Below are 14,718 nucleotides of genomic sequence, written 5' to 3'. Positions count from 1 at the left end.
GAGGCTTCAGAACTAAACTTTTCTTCTGTAGATTTCCAATGTGAAAAGAGTGATAGCAATGAAGGTGACAGTCTACGGTGCTGGTAATCAGAAGTTATATACCGATGAACTGAACCTCCCTGAAAGGTATGGTGGGGAGGCACCCTACGGTGGAAGCAGGATGGCCATGGAGTTTGCAATGGCCGGACATGATGTTATACTGGCGGAACCTTCAAGGGAAGTCCTGGACGATGAGCAGTGGAGCATGGTCGAGGAGGCCGGTGTAACGGTAACAGATAACGATAAGGAGGCCGCCAGTGAGGCTGAAGTGGCAGTGCTCTTCACCCCCTTCGGTAAGGGGACCTTCAGTATAGCCAGGGAGATACTCCCTGAACTCCCTGAGGGCTCAGTCATAGCCAACACATGCACGGTATCACCGGTGGTCCTCTACTACGTCCTCGAGAAGGAACTCAAACTGGAGAGGACCGACGTGGGGGTATCCTCCATGCACCCGGCAGCCGTGCCAGGGACACCACAGCATGGCCACTACGTCATCGGCGGGAGACCCACAGCTGAACTGGACATGGCAACCGATGAACAGGTATCAAGGTGTGCTGAACTGGCAGAGAGCACAGGCAAGAAGGCCTACATTGTACCCGCAGATGTGACCTCAGCGGTGGCTGATATGGGGTCACTGGTCACAGCGGTGGCACTTGCAGGTGTACTGGACTACTACTATGTGGGTACACAGATCATAAAGGCCCCCGAGGAGATGGTTGAGAAGCAGATACTCATGACACTCCAGACAATGGCGTCCCTGGTTGAGACATCAGGTGTTGACGGGATGGCAGCCGCCATCAACCCTGAGCTGCTCGTAAAAAGTGCAAGGTCGATGCACCTGCTGGATGAGCAGGAGGAACTCGACGCAGCCCTCAAGAAGATCTCAGACCTCAACGATGACGTCATGAAGTGGATTGAGGGTGCAGAGGTTAAACACACTGACCTGGTGGCTGCACAGGCCCTTACAGGTGAACTGAAGACCGTTATGGGTGACCGTGCAGCTGAGGGTACCATAAGGAAATGCATGAGGAAGATGTTTGAATAGGGGGTTCAGGATTTGATAGGGAGGATACTGAAGGACCTTGGAAGGATCAACGGTGTTAACGGCTCACTTGTTGTGGGTAAGGATGGTCTCATAATAGAGAGTGAAGTCCCGGGTGACATTGACGCTGAACTCGTGGCTGCCATGGCATCAGCGGTCTTCGGTACAGCCGAGAGGTCAGCCGAGGAGATAAAACATGAGCCCCTCGAGCAGGTCATGATTGAGGGTAAACGTGGTAAGACCCTCATGATAGATGCAGGGGAGGGGATCCTCGTTGTCATAACGGATGTTGATGTGAACCTGGGTATGATAAGGATAGAGATGAAGAGGAGCTCCGAGAGGGTCAGTGACCTTCTCGGGTAAATTCTTTTTTTGATGTGGAGAAGTTCTGCGCTGATTCTTTCTTCTAAATTCCTGATCTCCCGGTGAGTTCTCTGGGGGGATTCCATGTATAAAAGGTTATTACCCTTCGATTATATTCAGAATAGCCCTCTCTATAAAGTCACGCAGTCTCCTCTCATCCACATGGGATTTGCCGGGCCTCAGTGGAAATGCACCAACCGATGGCACCTCACCGCCTCCCTCACTGAATAAAACATCCTCATCCCCGGGGTAGAGTATGTAGGCCCCCACACTGCGCAGTATGGCATCCTTGTAGCTGTGCATCTTGTAAACATCACCATCCCTGAACCTCCTCTCAAGTTCCTCCTCAGAGTCCCTCATGTCGATACTCTCATAGAGGTCATCTGGCCTCACAGTGGACCGGTACTTTGCATCCAGGTGTATGAAGCAGGTGCACTCATCCACAGCCACGAGTATGGAGTAGTCAGGTTTGAAGGGGAGTGAATAGGACCTGCAGGGGGTGTCCCCGGCGAACCTTCCATTGTAGGAGAGGGCTATCTCGGTGTCATCCATGCTGAACCTGAGTATGGAGTTCCCGGTCCTCAGACGGACCCTCCAGCAATCCCTGACGAATATGTCCCGGGGGTTAACTCTATCCCCGGTTATGTCCTCCAGGATCCTGAGGATCCTGAAGTAGCACCAGTACTCATAGAGTTCACTGAGCCTCCTCTCAAATCCCCTGATACTGTCCTCAAGCTCCTCCCAGGTGAACCTGAGTGCGAGGTCAAGGATGAAGAAGTACCTGAGAACGTCCCTGTAGCCCTCCCTCTTCTGGAGTACCTGTGAGTTCAGGGGGAGGACCTGGAGTTCACCAACATCCATCAGCCACCCTGCAGAGAGGAGGAGGTTCACCTCATCCAGGAATCCCTCCAGGGAGTCCCTGATGTAACCCTCGGGGGCTGATTCATGGAGCGAGAGTATCCTGTCCTCCAGTGATTCCAGGAAGTACCTGTAGAAGCGGTTCTCTGGAGTGTCAGGCGTCTCCCGCAGGTTCAGCTGCGGGAGGTTCCTTATGTTCCCATCTGCATCCATGCTGGCCGGGTCTGAGAGTACATCCACCAGTCCGTTGGGGTCCACCACTGAGGCTAGGCCTGCGGGTACAACCTGGACCTCACGTTTAAGTCCGGAATAGAAGCTGTGATTTATGCGTTCAGCTGCAGCCGGGAGGTTTTCGGGTCTGAAGAGGTACTCCAGTAAAAGAAAGTCCTCGTAGAGTGTCCTGTCATCCTCACCTGAGGGGGTGAAGGTCTGGAATATGGAGGAGTCAGCCTCGAGGATGATGGATGTGATCTCCTCTGAGAGGTCTGCCAGCATTGCAGGGTACTGTTCATGGTAGTCTATCTTCTTTGACCTCACCTCGATGGGTATGGATTCATGGCCCCCGGGTGTCTCGATGTCGAGGAAGGATTTGCCGGCGTAGCTCCTGAAGTTGAGTATACCCGCCACCCTGTCCCTGAATTTGAATCGTATCCTCCTGAAGAGTTCATCTGCATGGGGGAGGACCTTCACATCCTTGAGGGGTCCTTCAACTTCGAAGAGTACCTGGTATTCTGTCTCCTCCAGGAGCATTATCTCACTGAGGTTGTCGTAGTAGGGGCAGTGTTCGATGGGGTTCAGCCCGGGCCTGTCAACCATGGGGACATTTATGAGCCTCACAGGGTAGCCGCTGACCTCCACTGTCCTGGGGGGTACCTCCATGGGGGCTGGACCCCCATTTATCCTCAGTCTCCCTGCCCTGAATTCTATGATTATCTCCTGATCCATCGGTGATCACTACCTGATGAAGGAGACGTAGCGCTGGGTTTTCAGGGTGTTCTGCATCTCCTCAAGCTTCTTCTCTGATTCAGGGAACCTGTCCCTGCAGTGTTCCCTGAGTTCCTCCAGCGTATCCCTGAGGAGTCTTTCGGGGCCGTGGATCTTGGGGAGGATCTTCTGTTTGATCTGGGCGTCAAGGTAGCGCTCCCAGTTTTCCCATTCCCGGGGTCTTTTCTCGTAGATCCAGGCTGCATGCATGAATCTGAGGATCTCATCTGTCACCCTGAAGCCGAAGTCGAATCCCGGGGCTGTGAGGGTTTCATGGAAGAAGTCAAGTTCAGCCACAAGTTCATCCCATATCATATGGAGGTCGTCCTCTAGGTTCTCATGGTTGTACTCCATGATATCTTCAAGGAATTCTGTGTCCCCTGCTGGGCCCTGGTCGTGGGGGGTGCCGTTAAGATACTCCCCTGGCCTGAGGGTTTCGAATTCTATGGTGTTTGCCCGGTCAAGGACCTTCGGTGAGAACATGTAGGTGGTCTCATCCACGTTGACTGTTCCCACGACCCTGAGGTTCTCGGGTATCTCTATCATGGATGGGAACTCAGAGTTGGGGTCATCATGGAGTGGTACTGGTTCGCCGCTCTCCATGGCTGAGAGGAAGTCAGAGAAGTAGCGTTCAACGTGTGATAGGTTCATCTCATCGAGTATCAGGATGTAGGGGTTGTCAGGGTCCCTGGAGGCCCTCATGATGAAGTCCAGGGCGGGGGTGCTCTGGTATTCCCCCGTCATTATGTTGAGGTAGCCGAAGATGTGCCTCGTCTCGGTCCAGTTGGCACCCACCGGGACGACCAGGTACCTTTTGTCATTCTCTGTGGAGATGTAACTGCCGTAGAGCTGTGCAAGCTTTGTCTTACCTGTACCCGAGTTACCGGTCAGTATCACGAAGGGCTTGACCTTGAGGGAGAGGAGGAAGTTCTCAACGAGTTCCGGTCTGAAGTGATAATCCCTCACTTTTAAGTACTGGTAAAAGTTTGATCCTTTTCCCCGTCTATTGTTTCCTGGAACGTCAATGGCCTTAAGTTTTCTCTGGTGATCTCTCCCTTTTTCTAGGGGGATGTTCCTATAGACTGCTTTAAGTTCACTGTAAATATTCAGAAATTCTTCAAGGTCAGATTTTAGTTCATCATCGTCTGGCAGTCCACCGGATGGGTAATATTTTGCTATGATGTTTCCTGCTTCATATAGAGGCCCATACCCTGTAGCGCTCAATGAGATTTCATTCAGGTAATTTTTATCGGTTATATAGGATCTTAGAGTTTCTGCACGATTTTTCAATATGTTTTCTGCATCATTGTTATATTCATCCCTAATTTCTGTTACTCCCTGATGGAGGGATAGATACACACCTTTCAAGTTTTCATTAAAGAGATATACTATGTAGAATCCTTTTTGAGTGGTTTCGGTCACTTCAGGGTCCATTAGGGCAATCCAGGGTATCCTTGCCCAGTTTCCCTGTCCAGCTGATCCCTTTATTATATAATCTGCTGGGACTATCTTTTTGAGTTCGTCAGGGATCTCCGTGCGTATGAATCCAGCGAGGGGATGGCCACTAAACTCTTCTTTTCTTGCATTTGCATACTCATCCAGAACCTTTTGAAGTTTCTCCCTCAGCTTAAAATTGCTTTTCATGCCCTTTATCCTCTGGACCTCATATACAAAGTTCCTTATTTTCTCAGGGATTGTCTCATCAATTTTTCCTATGACCACAACCTTTTCTTGCCGATCACCGTCAATGACTGTTGTCCATTCACCGTGGTAGTTCTCCTCAAATATTCTTTTACTGTAATTCCCACCTAGTTTGCCCCTGTGCACCACATAGTAGTTTCCTGTGGGATCACGCGCTATAGCAGCCCCAACCCTACGGTTTATACCCTCCGGGGGAAAGTTTATCTCACACACGATTGTCCTGTTACCGCCCTCCTCTGGCTCCTCTGTCCCGAAGCCATTCCAGTACCTGCTCCCCTCTATGAATCGGGTCATGTACCATATGCCAAGGTCAGACATCCAGTATACCTTACCCTTCTCCTCACCCCCCTGAAAACCGGCACCCCCCTCAACGACCTTATCTGCTCTCTCCTTCAGAATATTTTCCAGCCTTTTCTGCTGAGATTCTATCTCATCCCTGTCTGATATTATTCTGAGATTAACGTATCTGATCAAGTTCACACCCCACAGCCTTATTTATCCCCATCTCAATATTTAGTTTATGATGAGAGCCAGAAAGTTAAATGGAATTGACAGGTACTCCACCTTTGGCCTCAGGGATGAATGGATGCCATTAATCTTCACCCATGAGGAAAGATGGCATGAAAGGAACAATCTGGGTCCGGTACAGGTGAAGGCCGTCGGGTCCTGGCTGGCCGATGCAGGTCTCATTGTTAAGGAAAAAGTAACCCCACTCTTTGGCAGGATCAGGGACCTCTACTTCATGGAACCCGTGGCAGCATGGCAGATCCTCTGGGTCAGCATGTACCATGGATCCCCCATCGTTAATCTCTTCTGTGACAATGTGGGATTCGATGAGTACCTCGATAAGAAGGGGATCATGGAGGCCATAAGGCCGGATCTCGGTGATATTAAGGACTCCACAGTGGAAAATCCTGTCTCAGCCCTCATCAACATGTTTGATAACTCGCGTCTGGGTGCCATCGTATCCATGAGGAAGAGGGGACGGAGCTCATTGGTTAAAAGGATACATCTGGATGACCTGGACCACCATGTGGTGGCCTACTCCCTCTACAGGCTTGCAGAGGATATCGGTTCCCGGGAGATTGGACTGGAATACCTTTACGGTGATGAATGCCCGGGGGGCCCCCTCAGACTTTTCGGGACCACCATGGAATCAATCGCAGTTAAACTGCAGGAGTCCCCATCAATCACCCTGGACGACGGTGTCATCCATCTTGATGATACATCCTCGGATGAGATACTTGACAGCTATATCTCCTCATTCAGGGTTAAGATCGATGAAAGGCCTCACTTGGGCTCTGAAGATCTGGAATTCAGGGATAGACTGGGAGAATTAATAATAAATGAACCTGATAAACTTTTTGGTGAAAGAAGGGATGACCTTGAGGGGTTCCTGAGGGGTTCCTCACTCAGGGAGCTCCGGATAGGGTATGCTTCCACACTGAATCCTGAGGTCTCAGCTGATGACTTCCATGGCAGAGGATCAGATATCCTTGTGGCCCTCATACTTAGAACCCATGAGGGGATGCCCGCCCCGACCCTCCAAGGACCTGATAACGTTCTCATGGTATTCCCTGACGCCTCAATGGCTGCTGAGGACTATGAGATCCTCCTCGACCACATGACCCTTGCGCTGAGTTCAGATGACCCTGAGCACAGTGATGCTGCAGGGAGGATGGTGTCGGCGTGGGTCGGGGATCTGATGGCATCAGGTTTCCAGTGGTACCTCAATGGTGAATCAGGGAGGGGGGATAGGCTTTATGGTCTCAGCGAGCTGATAAACAGTGAGCTTTCAAGGAGGATCTTCCACTCTGGCCCTGAGAACCTCCCTGTGATACGTGGAAACAGAAACCTCTGGAAGACTGGAAATTACCCGAAGGTCTTTGAAATATTCTTCTCTGAGAATCTTGAAGAGTTCAAAAAGAAAACAGGGAGTGGATTATTACGGTTCATCGCCCACATCCTCAGGGGCCCCGGGGGTGACTGGATAGTTGATGAGAACCTTAACCTCCTTCCAGATGTCTACCACCCAGTTAAGACCATGATGGATGTGACAGTTGAAAAATTTTCAAGGGGCGACTTTGATCCGGTGGATGAGATGAAATTCCTCTCCAAGCCCCCATATGGTCTTAAGGGTGACATGATAGGTCATGCTGTGGTATCCTTCATTCTGAGGGCCCTCAGGGGGCACATGGTAAAGGATGGAAGGTTGCTTGAGGACGGGGAGTTCCGCGTACTGAAAGAGAGGATCATTGAGGGGTGGGATTAAAGTTTATTCGTGGGCTATGATAATGAGAGTCCTACTTTATCAAACAAAGCATATTATTCATAGCATCTCTCAACCATTTCCTTTATCTTTTCGAACCATCCTTTAACTTCGTTCCAAGTTCCCATTTCCATAAGATGATCTTTTGTAATCTTTTTAGAACAATCATTACAGATCTTCTTTTTCACTATGCTTTCCTTCATCTTTACCTTTTCTTCTATCAGTTTTGGAATGTTTTTTTCTCCCCAATCTTCTATAGAAGACATTTCAGAGGCCAATTTGACATTAAAGCATTCTTCAAGCACTTCAGGAGGCGAATAGTTCTCTATCTCTCGTAAACTTGTAAGTGTTCCATAGGATCCATCTTTTCTTTGTCTGACCTTTTCAATGTCTTCAAAGTAGCTCCCATCGTCTTTGTCATATAAATGGAATTCAAGGACATTTGTATTTTTTAGATAATGCTTGGCGATAAAATCCTTTAGGTTACCTCCATGCATTGGCATAATCGTTAGAATTCCTGATTCCATCTCTTTTTTTAGATCTATGATTTCTTTTAGTTCTTCAATATTCTGATTAATATTCAATAAGAAGTTTATGTCGTTATTTCCTTCAACACATACAACAACTTTACCTATATTGGGAAGAAGGCCCATAGTTTCTATTATCTTTGTCGCGATGTCCTCATTGAAATCATAAACTCTGGATTCACCATTTTCTTTTTCAACATATTTTATGCTGGAAGTGTTAAAAATTCGTATCATAGCAGGGCTATGGCTAGTTAAAAATGTCTGATATTTTTCTTTTTCTGATAATTCAATAAGAGCATCTGCAAGTTTTTTCTGCCAGCTTGGATGTAGAGAGGATTCCGGTTCTTCGATTGCATAAACTACATCCACATTATCGTTTAAATCTTCTTTAGTTCTTGCAAAAATAGAAGCTAAGAGAATTAGTCTCCTGAAACCGCTTCCTCTTTGATTCATAGGTATACTGTCTTCAGTTTCAAATCCAATTTTTTTATAAACATTATACCACTTTAAATCACTTGTGGCTGGTATCGACGGTTTAATATTTATTTTATCTCCCATCAAGATATTGAACTCTTCAATGGTCCTCTCAGCGAATATCATGATCTCGCTATAAACTTTCTCTGAAACAGAATTCAATTTCTCTAGAATTTCCTCTTCGCCTTGGAAAATCTCTTTTATTCTGTTTTTCAAAGGATTCTGAAAATCAGAATCAGTGTCTAGATTTTCCCTATCTGCTGAAACCAATGTAAAGACAGGCATGTATATCTTAATTTTATCCCAGATTTTTTTAAGATCTCCATCGTTGATAGGGATTTTTACTTCTTGGAGATCTAAACTTCCATCTCTCTCTTTATAGTGAGTTCTTATAGCTCTCCTCATTTCAGCAGCTTTTCTTCTGTCTTCTACATGAATGTTATTTTCATCAACAAACGCTCTAAGTTCATTTACGTTTTTTGTTAGCATAAACCTAAGAAAATCGTCATTGCAAGGATGAAAACACTTTATTTGCACAGATGACAATCTTCCCTTTTTAAATAGTTTCCAGATCTCCAGTTTCTCTTGCTTATTCAACAAGCATTCTTTTTTTAGAGATGTTTCATTTGTTTCATCGATAATGATAGGATCTGGAAAATTCTCAAATTGAATACCAATAGCAAATTCACTGACTCCTCCAGAGAGAGCCATCTTATTTAAGTCATCATCTGTCACTTTGACAGTCCCTTTACCATCATTAAAAAATATATCCATGGCTTCAAGTATTGATGACTTGCCTTGATCATTTTTACCAAGAAAAACATTAAGATTTCTGACATCAATTTCGGAAGATCTAAAAGCTCTGAAATTTTCAAGTAGAATTTTTGAAATCTTCATGATAATCCCCCACGTTAGGGTAGTCCTATTCTAGATAGTGTATTTATGATTATATACTCTGTTCTCAGAACTCCTGAGAATTAACTAGTCCACCCGTAGGGATTAAACTCAGAGGGTGGTATGTACATGACCTCCGCATAACCACGCCTGAGGAGCTCCCTGTTGAGGTTCACCCCGTCGACATAGACAACTGCAAGCACCCTCCCATACTTATCATTTCTCTTAGCATCATCGATGTCCAGCTGGACGGTTCTTCCAAGGCACATGGACTTCACGAAATCCGTGGCCTCCCTGTAGCCTGGTTCCCCACGCTCAGGGGTGTTAACCCCCACAAGCCGGATCCTCCCAACACCCTCAACATCTATGGTGTCACCGTCAACCACGTGGTAGCAGTAGCCTGATGCCTCATAGCTGGATTCCTTCTCAGCGGTACCGTTAACCTCACCCTGGGAATCGCCGGCATCATTAACAGAACTATCAGGATTACTGTCCTGTAAACCCTCGCTGGTGTAGTTACCATCCTCTGAGACGCAGCCCGCAACCATCAGGGCAAGCATCACAATTACAATATACCTCTTCATGAATATCCCTTCCTGATCATCTCCCTGATGGTATCCCTAAGTTTTCCGGCGGATTCAGGGGTGGGTGCCGTTACAATCCTCCCTGAAACCACGACGTCGGCCTTCACGTATCTGGCTCCGTTCTCTGAGAGCACACCCTCAAGTCCAGGGTATATGGTCGCATTCTGGCCCCTCAGGATTCCGGCCATGGCTGGTATGGCCGGCGCAGCGCATATGGCGCCTATGATCCTACCACTCCTGCTGGCTGATTCTGCGAGCCCGGCTGCCATCTCAAGGTCCCTGTCCATCCGCCCAGACTCCACCCTCCTGTAGAGGCCGCTTCCACCTATGAATATGACTGCATCGTAGCCCAGGATATCGGATGGCTTCACATCCTCAATGCGGACATCGTAGCCAGATGTCAGGTTACCCGCACCCACCACGGTGACATCGGTGGCCGTGGAGCGTAGGGTTTCAAATTCATGCTGATTGTAGTCCTCGAAGACCACGAGGGCCACATGGCCCTCCACAGGGGTCCCGTTCCATGAAAACAGGGCCGCTGCCAGGACCAGGACGGCAACGATGATGGCCACAGCCACATATCTCCTCAAAGTTACACCCCCTCATCTACACTGTATTATATTATGTTCCATCAGAAGGAAAAGTGTAACGCCCGGGATCCGTCTGGCCAGTCTGGAGGTTAAATAAACGGTTATTCTGCACCCCTGGACAACCATTAAATAAGATTAAACCATAATTCATTTTCATGGTTAAAAGGGTTCTTGAGAGGTTCAGGAAGGACTGGCGGTTCAGGGACGCCATAGAACACGTGGAGACCATCCCGGGCCGTGAAGCCAGGTACTCTGACCCGGATGACCTCCCGGATAACATCAGGGACTACCTGGATACACATGGTATAAGGCTCTACCGCCACCAGAGGGAGGCCCTCGAAGCCGTAAGGGAGGGCGGTAACATCCTCATAACAACCCCCACGGCTTCAGGGAAGACACTGGCCTTCAACCTCCCCATCATGGAGACCCTCACCCTCAACCCTGAGGCAACGGCCCTCTACATTTACCCTGCCAAGGCCCTCTCAAGGGACCAGCTCCGGGTCCTGGAGGAGATGGAGTCATGCCTAGGACTCCAGTTGAACCCCTCAACCTATGATGGTGACACTCCCAGGGACAGGAGGCCCTGGATAAGGGAGAACTCCAGGGTGATACTGACCAACCCCCACCAGCTGCACAGGATACTCCCCTGGCACCACCAGTGGAGGCGATTCTACGGTAACCTGCGCTACGTGGTTATCGACGAGGCCCACCAGTACAGGGGGGTCTTCGGCTCCAACGTTGCCCTCCTCCTGAGGAGGCTGCGGAGGATCTGCAGTTACTACGGCTCAGACCCCCAGTTCATCCTTGCAAGCGCAACCCTGGCCAACCCTGCCGAGTTTTCACGTAAACTTACAGGCCTCGACTTCAGGGTGATCTCAGATGACACATCACCCTCAGGGCCGAAGCACTTCGTCCTCTACAACCCCTACATGAAGAGGGGTGATCCATCTGCGCACCTCGAAACATCAGCCATACTCACCTACCTTGTTTTGAGGGGCGTCCAAACCCTCTGCTTCACCGTATCCCGGAAGATGGCTGAACTTGTAACCCGCTGGACCCGGCAGCAGCTTGACAGGGAGAACCGTAAACTCGTTGACAGGGTGACATCCTACAGGGCCGGTTACCTTGCAGAGCAGAGGAGGAGGATAGAGGCCGATCTCAAGGAGGGGAGGCTCCTGGGTGTCACTGCAACCAATGCCCTGGAGCTCGGCATAGACATCGGTTCACTGGACGCTGTCATAATATCAGGGTACCCGGGGACCATGATATCAACATGGCAGCAGGCCGGCAGGGCGGGGAGGAACCTTAAGGACTCCATGGTGGTCCTGGTGGCCTTTGAGAACCCCCTGGACCAGTACATAATGAAGAACCCCTCATTCATATTTGAGAGGGCCCATGAGAATGCCATAATAGACCTCCAGAACAGGCTGATACTGAGGAACCAGACTGCATGCGCGGCATCCGAGCTGCCCCTAACACTGGACGACTTCCTGGAATACGACTTCAGTGTGGGTGTTGCAGGGGAGATGCTGGCTGATGGGGAGCTTGAACTCTCATCAGACGGCCTCACCTGCAGCGGCGACCCCCAGTTCAGGCACGGCCTGGTTGACGTCTCCCAGGACACCTTCACGGTCATCTGTGAGGGCCGAGTCCTTGAGACCATGAGCCGCTCCCAGGCATACAGGGAGGCCCATGAGGGGGCTGTGCTGATGAACCACGGTAACACCTACACTGTAAGGGACTTCGACCTTGAGGCCAGGAGGATAACGGTTGAGAGGAGGGACGTGGAGTACCATACCAGCGTACTCAGGGACAGCGAGCTCAGGGTTATGGGGAAACTCAGGAGGAGGAGGCTGGGTGACCTTGAGGTTAACTTCGGTGAGGTGGAGGTGACCGAGCACTACACTGGCTACAGGGTGATGGTCTACAGCAGGGTCCTTGGTAGAGGGGAACTTGACCTCCCACCCCTCAGGTTCAGGACCAGGGCCCTCTGGTTCACCATCCCTGAATCCCTGAAGGATGAGGTTGAGGATAGGTACGGGGATGATGCCTTCGATGGGGGCATCCATGGCGCTGAACACGCCCTGATATCCCTCTTCCCCCTCCACGTCCTCTGCGACAGGAGCGACATCGGGGGGATATCGACGCCCATGCACCCTGACACACAGGAGGCCACAATATTCATATATGATGGATTTGAGGGTGGAATCGGACTTGCTGAGAAGGGTGTTGAGGTCTTCGGGGACCTCCTGGCGTCGACCCTTGAACTTGTATCATCCTGTAGCTGCACCGACGGCTGCCCATCCTGCATCTATTCACCCCGCTGCGGAAACGAGAACTCACCCCTGCACAGGGACGCCACGGTGATGATACTGGAGCGCCTCATGGAGCTGACATCAGGTGAGGTGAGGGAGGCCAGGGAGGTTGATGGGGACGTCCTGGCCGAGGTTGAGGAGCTCTGCAGTGAGGGCAAGCTCCTGGATGCCAAGCTCAGGCTGCATGAGATCCTTGAGAGGGACCCCGGGAATCCAGGGGCGTGCTACCTTATGGGGGCAATCCTCAGGAGGCAGGGCGAGGTTGAGATGGCGGCATACTTCCATGAGAGGGCCGTGAACGGCTCATAGTCCGAGGGCTTGAAAATGATGCTGGAGGTATAGTCTTGCTTGAAAAACTCAAATGGGATCTCGTAATAGAATATGATGGTGAATCACTCGAGGAGACCTTTGATGCGTCCAGGGTGACCGCTGCAGGCTCTGAGGCCCTGGAGATATCCCATGAGAGGAGGTTGAGGTTGAGGCGGCCTGATGTTAGACCCCACATCCTCTCTGACCTGAAACTTGTGAGGGGCGTTGGCCCCATGACCGAGAGGCTCCTTAAATCTGAGGGCTATCATACCATCATGGATCTAATGGAACATGAGGTCCACGGGGTGGAGGCGGCACGAATCCTCGACTTCATTGAATCATTGGACTTCCAGGGGATCAGGGGCTACCTGAACTGTTCATCCTCTGATCCCAGACTGGTGGGGGCAATTGGCCTTGCCTGTGAGGAGAGCTTCACCTTCCTGGACATTGAGACCCTGGGCCTTGGAGGGGAGCCGGTCATACTGGCCGGGATGGCGTGGATCGAGGATGGCAGGATTAAGGTGATGCAGCGCCTGGCACCGGCACCTGAGATGGAGGGGGCCGTCCTGGAGATCTACCACCACATACCACCAGAATCCATAATTGTAACCTTCAACGGGGCCAGCTTCGACATCCCCTACATCAGGCGGAGGTCAGCCATCCACGGCCTTGAGAACAGACTCCAGAACTGCCACGTGGACCTCTACCATATTTCAAGGCGCCTCTGGGGGCACAGGCTCCCTAACTGTAAACTGTCCACGGTGGAGAGGCATATCCTGGGCGCTGAGAGGGGCCTTGACATCCCGGGCTCATATGTACCGGACTACTACCGCACCTACCTCTCAACCGGCAGCCCCGGACCACTGGTCCCCCTCGTTGAGCACAACCGTGAGGACATAATAAACATGGCACTCCTCATCCCCCATGTGACCTCTGCCATCTGCTGAGGAGGATGGCATCTTTGGGTCTGGCCCGCTGTGGGTAGCCCGGCTGGATGGCCGGGTGGGGACTGGAATAGATAAATATCCCCTTGAACATAATACCTAATGGTGTTTATATGGATCAGCTGCTTCTGATAAACAGGGTGGCCGGCCTTCTCATAGGCCTTCTCATAATAGTATTCTGTGTAAGGATACTCAGGCAGATAGGGGCGCGGGAACTTGCAGTTTCAATGCTATTTCTCCACAGACGCGCCGCGAGGCTCATATGCGTATCAATCTTTGTGGCCTCAATCTTCACTGTACTGGTCGGCTTCACCTTTGTCACGGGACAGGATGAGGCCATCATTGAGTGCTTCGTGAACCTCAACGCGCTCTTCCTCCTGTTTGCGGTGTTCCTGCTATCCTCGATAATTGGTGGTGATGGATCTAAGGCCGGTTCTAGGATTGTGCTGTGGTGATGACCCATGGATCTGAAATGGATTATAATGATACCCCCACTCCTGACGCTCTACTTTTCGGGGAGGGTGCTGCTGAACAACCTCCGATACGATGAGGCGGCCCTGGGGATGCTATTCTCAAGGCTGGATGAAACAGCCCTTCTGATAAGTATATTCGCAGTTTCAATGATAATATTCTCAGCCACGAGGATTATGGACCTCATAGACCTCTTCTGGCCAATCCCCGGGAATGATGAGATCATAGCTGCCCTCACATGGCTGATTTCCATCATACTCGCAGTTGTATTCTACAGGGTTGCCACCATAACGGTACCTGGGGAGAAGAATATCTAGATAGACTCTTTAATGTGAATATCCTGAACACTTCCAT

12 protein-coding genes are annotated in these 14,718 nt (G+C 50.2%); 7 read left to right on the top strand and 5 right to left on the bottom strand.

What is annotated here, in order from left to right; translation table 11 throughout:
* Positions 1-58: 58 nt before the first annotated feature.
* Both DNK57_RS08140 and DNK57_RS08135 read left to right on the top strand, forming a co-directional pair.
* Complete coding sequence (locus DNK57_RS08140; protein WP_192962472.1) at positions 59-1,084, top strand: H(2)-dependent methylenetetrahydromethanopterin dehydrogenase-related protein; 1,026 nt, start codon at positions 59-61, stop codon at positions 1,082-1,084.
* Positions 1,085-1,096: 12 nt separating this feature from the next.
* Positions 1,097-1,444: a roadblock/LC7 domain-containing protein gene (locus DNK57_RS08135; RefSeq protein ID WP_115892323.1), complete on the top strand. Its 348-nt coding sequence runs from the start codon at positions 1,097-1,099 to the stop codon at positions 1,442-1,444.
* Positions 1,445-1,543: 99 nt separating this feature from the next.
* Here DNK57_RS08135 and DNK57_RS08130 read toward each other — a convergent pair whose 3' ends face one another.
* A complete protein-coding gene (locus DNK57_RS08130) occupies positions 1,544-3,247 on the bottom strand; it encodes a DUF2357 domain-containing protein (protein ID WP_192962471.1) in 1,704 nt (567 codons plus the stop codon).
* Positions 3,248-3,256: 9 nt separating this feature from the next.
* The gene (locus DNK57_RS08125; protein ID WP_226891219.1) at positions 3,257-5,461 is read right to left on the bottom strand and encodes an MrcB family domain-containing protein; all 2,205 of its coding nucleotides are present in this window, start codon (positions 5,459-5,461) and stop codon (positions 3,257-3,259) included.
* 49 nt (positions 5,462-5,510) lie between these two features.
* On the opposite strand from DNK57_RS08125, the gene DNK57_RS08120 reads away from it, so the two are divergent.
* Positions 5,511-7,259 (top strand): hypothetical protein, encoded by a 1,749-nt coding sequence (locus tag DNK57_RS08120; RefSeq protein WP_192962470.1) that lies wholly within the window; start codon positions 5,511-5,513, stop codon positions 7,257-7,259.
* A gap of 53 nt (positions 7,260-7,312) precedes the next feature.
* Here DNK57_RS08120 and DNK57_RS08115 read toward each other — a convergent pair whose 3' ends face one another.
* The 3 genes from DNK57_RS08115 to DNK57_RS08105 all read right to left on the bottom strand — a co-directional run bounded on the left by DNK57_RS08115 (position 7,313) and on the right by DNK57_RS08105 (position 10,325).
* Entirely contained in the window at positions 7,313-9,154 is a 1,842-nt protein-coding gene (locus DNK57_RS08115; RefSeq protein ID WP_192962469.1) for an ATP-binding protein, read from the bottom strand.
* Between the two features lie 80 nt (positions 9,155-9,234).
* A complete protein-coding gene (locus tag DNK57_RS08110) occupies positions 9,235-9,735 on the bottom strand; it encodes a thermonuclease family protein (protein ID WP_192962468.1) in 501 nt (166 codons plus the stop codon).
* A complete protein-coding gene (locus tag DNK57_RS08105; protein WP_192962467.1) occupies positions 9,732-10,325 on the bottom strand; it encodes a DJ-1/PfpI family protein in 594 nt (197 codons plus the stop codon). Before DNK57_RS08105 ends, DNK57_RS08110 begins: the two co-directional genes overlap by 4 nt.
* Positions 10,326-10,480: 155 nt before the next feature.
* Between DNK57_RS08105 and DNK57_RS08100 the strand changes: the two genes are divergently transcribed.
* From DNK57_RS08100 to DNK57_RS08085, 4 genes are all read left to right on the top strand, one after another.
* Positions 10,481-12,949 (top strand): DEAD/DEAH box helicase, encoded by a 2,469-nt coding sequence (locus DNK57_RS08100; protein WP_192962466.1) that lies wholly within the window; start codon positions 10,481-10,483, stop codon positions 12,947-12,949.
* A 35-nt stretch (positions 12,950-12,984) separates the two neighbouring features.
* Positions 12,985-13,896: a ribonuclease H-like domain-containing protein gene (locus DNK57_RS08095; RefSeq protein ID WP_192962465.1), complete on the top strand. Its 912-nt coding sequence runs from the start codon at positions 12,985-12,987 to the stop codon at positions 13,894-13,896.
* Between the two features lie 110 nt (positions 13,897-14,006).
* Positions 14,007-14,348: a hypothetical protein gene (locus DNK57_RS08090; RefSeq protein ID WP_192962464.1), complete on the top strand. Its 342-nt coding sequence runs from the start codon at positions 14,007-14,009 to the stop codon at positions 14,346-14,348.
* Between the two features lie 6 nt (positions 14,349-14,354).
* Positions 14,355-14,681 carry a hypothetical protein gene (locus tag DNK57_RS08085; RefSeq protein ID WP_192962463.1) on the top strand — a complete coding sequence of 109 codons (327 nt, stop codon included), beginning with the start codon at positions 14,355-14,357 and terminating at the stop codon, positions 14,679-14,681.
* Positions 14,682-14,718: the final 37 nt, after the last annotated feature.

Source organism: Methanothermobacter thermautotrophicus, assembly GCF_014889545.1.
In the GTDB taxonomy this organism is placed as follows: domain Archaea; phylum Methanobacteriota; class Methanobacteria; order Methanobacteriales; family Methanothermobacteraceae; genus Methanothermobacter; species Methanothermobacter thermautotrophicus_A.
Note: the sequence above shows the minus strand (reverse complement) of the source record. Positions and strands in the feature narration are given on the sequence as shown.